General features: G+C 63.9%; 6 protein-coding genes. 1 reads left to right on the forward strand and 5 read right to left on the reverse strand.

From position 1 onward, the window contains the following. On the forward strand, nt 1–469 hold a 469-nt coding region (locus RBR29_RS10200), incomplete at its 5' end, for an inorganic phosphate transporter (RefSeq protein WP_320349027.1). A gap of 3 nt (nt 470–472) precedes the next feature. Here the strand turns inward: RBR29_RS10200 and RBR29_RS10205 are convergent. The 5 genes from RBR29_RS10205 to RBR29_RS10225 are packed head-to-tail and all read right to left on the reverse strand — an operon-like array spanning nt 473 to nt 5161. Next, complete coding sequence (locus RBR29_RS10205; protein WP_320349028.1) at nt 473–1279, reverse strand: ABC transporter permease subunit; 807 nt, start codon at nt 1277–1279, stop codon at nt 473–475. Continuing rightward, nucleotides 1276–2181 carry an ABC transporter permease subunit gene (locus tag RBR29_RS10210; protein ID WP_320349029.1) on the reverse strand — a complete coding sequence of 302 codons (906 nt, stop codon included), beginning with the start codon at nt 2179–2181 and terminating at the stop codon, nt 1276–1278. The genes RBR29_RS10205 and RBR29_RS10210 overlap by 4 nt, the downstream gene beginning before the upstream one ends. 45 nt (nt 2182–2226) lie before the next feature. Continuing rightward, on the reverse strand, nt 2227–3351 hold the full coding sequence (locus RBR29_RS10215) for an ABC transporter ATP-binding protein (RefSeq protein WP_320349034.1): 1125 nt from the start codon (nt 3349–3351) through the stop codon (nt 2227–2229). Between the two features lie 5 nt (nt 3352–3356). Then, nucleotides 3357–4454: a polyamine ABC transporter substrate-binding protein gene (locus tag RBR29_RS10220; protein WP_320349032.1), complete on the reverse strand. Its 1098-nt coding sequence runs from the start codon at nt 4452–4454 to the stop codon at nt 3357–3359. A gap of 11 nt (nt 4455–4465) precedes the next feature. Beyond that, nucleotides 4466–5161: a 3-deoxy-D-manno-octulosonic acid kinase gene (locus RBR29_RS10225; RefSeq protein ID WP_320349033.1), complete on the reverse strand. Its 696-nt coding sequence runs from the start codon at nt 5159–5161 to the stop codon at nt 4466–4468. Nucleotides 5162–5345: the final 184 nt, after the last annotated feature.

The following is a 5345-nucleotide window of genomic DNA, read 5'->3' on the forward strand; positions in this document are numbered from 1 at the left end:
CTGTCTGGACGATAACGCCCGCAAGGTGGCCAGCCTGGGGATCCTGCCCGCCCATGAGCAGGCTGACCTGCAGCGTTTGCGCGCCGACCTGAGCATGACGACGGAATACGCACCGTTGTGGGTGATTGTCGCCGTCGCCCTGGCCCTGGGCATCGGCACCATGGTGGGCTGGCGCCGCGTGGTGCTGACCGTGGGCGAAAAGATCGGCAAGCAGGGCATGACCTATGCCCAGGGCATGGCCGCGCAGATCACCGCCGTCAGTGCCATCGGCGTGGCCAATCTGTTCAGCCTGCCGGTCTCTACCACCCAGGTGCTGTCGTCCGGCGTGGCCGGCACCATGGTCGCCAACCGCAGCGGCCTGCACCGTCGGACGATCCGCAACATTCTGCTCGCCTGGGTACTGACCTTTCCGGCCAGCATGCTGCTGTCGGCAGGGCTGTTCAGCCTGGCGGTGCTGCTGGGGGTTTGATGCCTAGCCTGCCCGCTTCGCCGCCTGGATCTGCATGCGGTTGACCGCCACCACGACCACCCCCACGGCCACCATGAACAGGGTCGCCAGGGCGTTGATCTCGGGCTTCAGCCCCAGGCGCACGCGGGAAAAGACTTCCAGCGGCAGGGTCGTGTAGCCCGGCCCGGACAGAAAGGACGCCACCACCACGTCGTCCAGCGACAGCGTGAACGCCAGCAGCCATGCGGCCAGCAGGGCCGGGGCGATCAGGGGCAACGTGATCTGGAAGAACACCCGCAACGGCGAAGCGCCCAGGTCCAGGGCGGCCTCTTCCAGCGAGCGGTCCAGGTCGCGCACGCGCGACTGAATGATGACGGCGACATAGGCCGTGCACAGGGTCACGTGGCCCACCCAGATGGTGAACATGCCGTTGCCGTCGGGCCAGCCAAATAGCTTGGACATTTCCACGAACATCAGCAACAGCGAAATGCCCAGCACGACCTCGGGCATGACCAGCGGGGCGCTGAGCATGCCAATGTACAGGCCAAAGCCCCGGAACCGCCCCATGCGGGCCAGCACGTAGCCGGCCCAGGTGCCGATGGCCACCGCCGCCGTGGCAGTCAGGGTGGCGATCAGCAGCGACAGTTTTGCCGCCGACAACAGCGCCTGATCCTGGAACAGTTCGGCGTACCAGCGCAGTGAAAAGCCCGACCAGGAGGTCATCAGGGTGGAATCATTGAAGGAAAACACCATCAGGCAGGCAATGGGCACGTACAGGAACCCATAGCCCACCACCAGCGCCAGGAAACGGAACCCGCCACCGCGCCTCATGACCGCCCCCCCAGCTGACGAGCCTGGTTGTACTGGAAGATGGACAGGGGCACGAGCAGCAGCAGGACCATGACGCAGGTCACGGCTGCAGCCATCGGCCAGTCGGCGTTGTTGAAGAATTCATTCCACATCACGCGCCCCATCATCAGGGTATTGGCCCCGCCCAGCATTTCGGGGATGACGTATTCGCCCACCGAGGGGATGAACACCAGCATGGCGCCGGCCACCACGCCGGGCATCGACAAGGGCAGCGTGATCCGCAGAAAGGCGCGCCAGGGCCGTGCGCCCAGATCATAGGCGGCTTCCAGCAGACGGTAGTCCAGCTTCACCAGGTTGGCGTACAACGGCAGGATGAAGAACGGCAGATAGGCATAGACCAGGCCGATATAGACGGCCAGATCGGTGCGGTAGATTTCCAGTGGCGCGTCGATCAGGCCCAGACCCATCAACAGATGGTTCAACAGCCCGTCATTGCGCAGAATGCCGACCCAGGCATACACGCGCAGCAGCAGCGAGGTCCAGAACGGCAGGATCACCCCCAGCAGCAGCAGATTGCGAATCTCCGGCCGCGCCCGGGCGATATGGTAGGCCATGGGGTAGCCGATCAGCACGCAGCAGGCGGTGGTGACCAGGGCCATCTTGACTGAATTCAGATACACCGCTGCGTACAGGCTGTCGGTGAACAACAGCGCATAGCCGCGCAGGTGCAGGGCCAGCGACAGGGTCTGGTCCTGCAGGGTGGCGATCGGCGTATAGGGCGGGATGCCGAACTGCAGGTCGGAAAAACTGATCTTCAGGACCAACAGGAATGGCACCAGCAGGAACAGCGCCAGCCAGGCGTAAGGCACACCGATGGCGAACTGCCGTGCGCTGGGACGGTGGCCGGGAATTTTCAGATGCATCGGCGGCTCCGGGCACGAGGGGTCGATGAAGGCGGCGGGAGGACGTCAGGACGCCAGCACGGTCCCGGCGTCGTGGGACCAGGTCACGTAGACCTCTTCGTCCACGCCAGGCGCGTCGGACTGGCTCCAGTCCAGGCTTGGCACGCTGGCCTCGATGGTCTGGCCGGCATCCAGGCGGATCTGGTAGCGGGCATAGCTGCCCATCCAGGCAACGTGCGACACCATGCCGTGGCCCCAGTTGGATTCGACCTCAGGGGCCTGGCGGCCCACGCGGATCTGCTCGGGCCGGATCGAGACGTGGACTTCCATGCCCAGGGGTTCGCTGATGCCATGGCTGACGTACAGCGGACGCGACAGCGCGTCAGTCTCGATCAGCACGTGATCGGGTTCGTCGACCACGATGGTCCCGGTGAACAGATTGGTGGACCCGATGAACCCCGCGACGAAACGGGAATTGGGAAATGCATAGACATCATGCGGGGTGCCGCACTGCACGATCTGGCCCTCGGTCATGACCGCCAGGCGGCTGGCCATCGTCATGGCCTCTTCCTGGTCATGGGTGACCATGATGCAGGTCACGCCGACCTGGCCCAGGATTTTCACCAGTTCGATCTGGGTGGCCTGGCGGATCTGCTTGTCCAGCGCCGACATGGGTTCATCGAGCAGCAGCAGCTTGGGGCGCTTGACCAGGCTGCGCGCCAGGGCCACCCGTTGCTGCTGCCCACCCGAGAGCTGGTGCGGACGACGGCGGGCGTAGCCGGCCATCTGCACCAGGTCCAGGGCCTCGAACACGCGCTCGTGGATTTCATGGCGCGGCACGCCTTCCTGCTTGAGTCCAAAGGCGACATTGGCCTCGACCGACATGTGCGGAAACAGCGCATAGGACTGGAACATCATGTTGACTGGCCGCCGGTGCGGCGGCAGCGCCGTGATGTCCTCGTCATCCAGGATGATCCGCCCGGACGTGGGTTCCTCGAACCCGGCCAGCATGCGCAACAGGGTTGACTTGCCGCAGCCTGAACTGCCCAACAGGGCAAAGATCTCGTGCCGGCGCACCGACAGGGAAACGGATTTGACCGCCACCGTATCACCAAAGATCTTGACGACGTCTTCCATGCGGACGAAGTCATCGGCCTCTCCCTGGCGAGGCATGCCACGCGGGTCCTGCATCGCCATCAGCGCCCGGTCTTCAGTTGCGCCCACATCTGCGTCTGCAGGCGCAGGATGTTCAAGGGCTGCGGCTTGATGACAAACAGCGTGCGCGAGACTTCAGGCGAGGGGTAGATCATGGGATTGTCCGCGACTTCCTCGACCACGTATTTGCGCGCTTCCTGGTTGGCATTGGGGTAGTACATGGTGTTGGTGATCGCCGCATGCACCTGGGGCGTCTCGATGTAGTTGATGAAGGCGTGCGCCTCGTCCACGTGTTCGGCGCTCTTGGGGATGGCCATGGTGTCGAACCAGACCGGCGCCCCGCCATCCGGGATGTAATAGTCGATGGCGTAGGGTTTCTTGGCTTCTTTCGCGCGCGACGAGGCGATCATCACGTCGCCTGAAAAACCATAGACCATGCACAGGCCGCCCGAGGCCAGTTCATCGATATAGCCCGAAGAGCTGAACTGGCGCACATAGGGCCGGATGGATTTGAGCAGCGCCAGCGCGGCCTCGTAGTCCTTGGGATCGCTGCTGTTGGGGTCCTTGCCCAGGTAGTGCAGCACGGCCGGAAAGACCTGCGCGGCCTCGTCCAGGATGGAAATGCCGCAGGACTGCAGCTTGGCGGCGTTTTCCGGCTTGAACAGCATGTCCCAGGAATTCAGGGGCGCGTCCTGGCCCATGCGTTCGCGCACCTGGGTCACGTTGTAGCCCAGGCCATTGGTGCCGTAGCCCCAGGGAATCAGGTACTGATTGCCCGGATCGACCGTGGCGACCAGCGCCATCAGGTCCGGGTCCAGATACTGCCAGTTGGGGATCTTGGAACGATCCAGTTTCTGGAACAGACCACCCTGGATCTGGCGAGCGGCATAGTGGGTGGAAGGCACGACCACATCGTAGCCCGACTTGCCCGTCAGCAGCTTGGCCTGAAGCGTGTCGTTGGTGTCGTAGACATCGTAGCGAACCTGGATGCCGGTGGTTTTTTCAAAGCCGGACAAGGTATCGGGCGCGGTGTATTCGGCCCAGTTGTAGACGTTGACAACGCGGTCCTGGGCATTCGCCGATGCCGCAGTCATCAGCGCTGCGGCGGCCAACAGGGTGTATATGGTGCCGATTTTCATGGCATGGATCCCTATTCTGTAGGTAAACAACGGGATAAAGCATCCCACCACTGCGCTCCGCGCGCGCCGGCTACCTTAACCAAAGACCGTCGCAGGCGCAACCGATTTTTTTGCGCCTGTCCCGGGGACACCACACCCTGGCGCGCGCGATCGAAATCGATCAACCAGACCCGGTCGTCGGCATCGAACAGAATGTTGTAGGCATTCAGGTCGGCATGCCAGACCCCAGCCCCATGCATCGCGGCGATGGCCTGCGCGACCGCAGCGGGGTCAGCCCGGTCCAGGCGCCCCGCCAGGGCCTGCGCACCCGGAATCCGCGCAACCAGGATTGCAGTGCGATAAAAAAGTCCATTGCGCCAATAGGCTGCACCCAGCGGTTCCGGGACCCGCAGCCCAGCCCGGCGCAAATGATCCAGCACGCGGACTTCGGCATAGGCCCGCACCCGGGATTCGCCCAGCCACAGATAGGTCTCGCGCGCGCCCAACCGGGCGCGCAGGCCGCCCCGCCGGTAATGGCGCAAAACGGCAGGACCATGGTAGCCATCGACGAACCAGGCTGCCTGCCGCCCTCCTTCGCCCACCGGTTCGGCATCCGGGCGGCCCGCATCAAACCAGCCGGTGCCGGCCTGCGCGGCAAAACGCTCGGGCACGCAGTAGGCGCCGCCTGCGAATGGCCGCACCACCCAGCCTGGCGGAATGCAATTCATGATGCAGGTCTCCTTGGATCCGATTGAACAGGACGCACGTCCCCAGGAAATGCCATGCCCGATCTCATGACTTCATCAGCAACAGCCCCATGATGAGCAGCAGCATGCAGGCAAAGATCAGCTTCAGGCGCGCCTCGGGCAGTGCGTAGGCCAGGCGCACCCCGTAGGGTACGCACAACAGGCT

The sequence above is a fragment of the Castellaniella sp. genome (assembly GCF_034007085.1).
Lineage (GTDB): Bacteria > Pseudomonadota > Gammaproteobacteria > Burkholderiales > Burkholderiaceae_B > Castellaniella.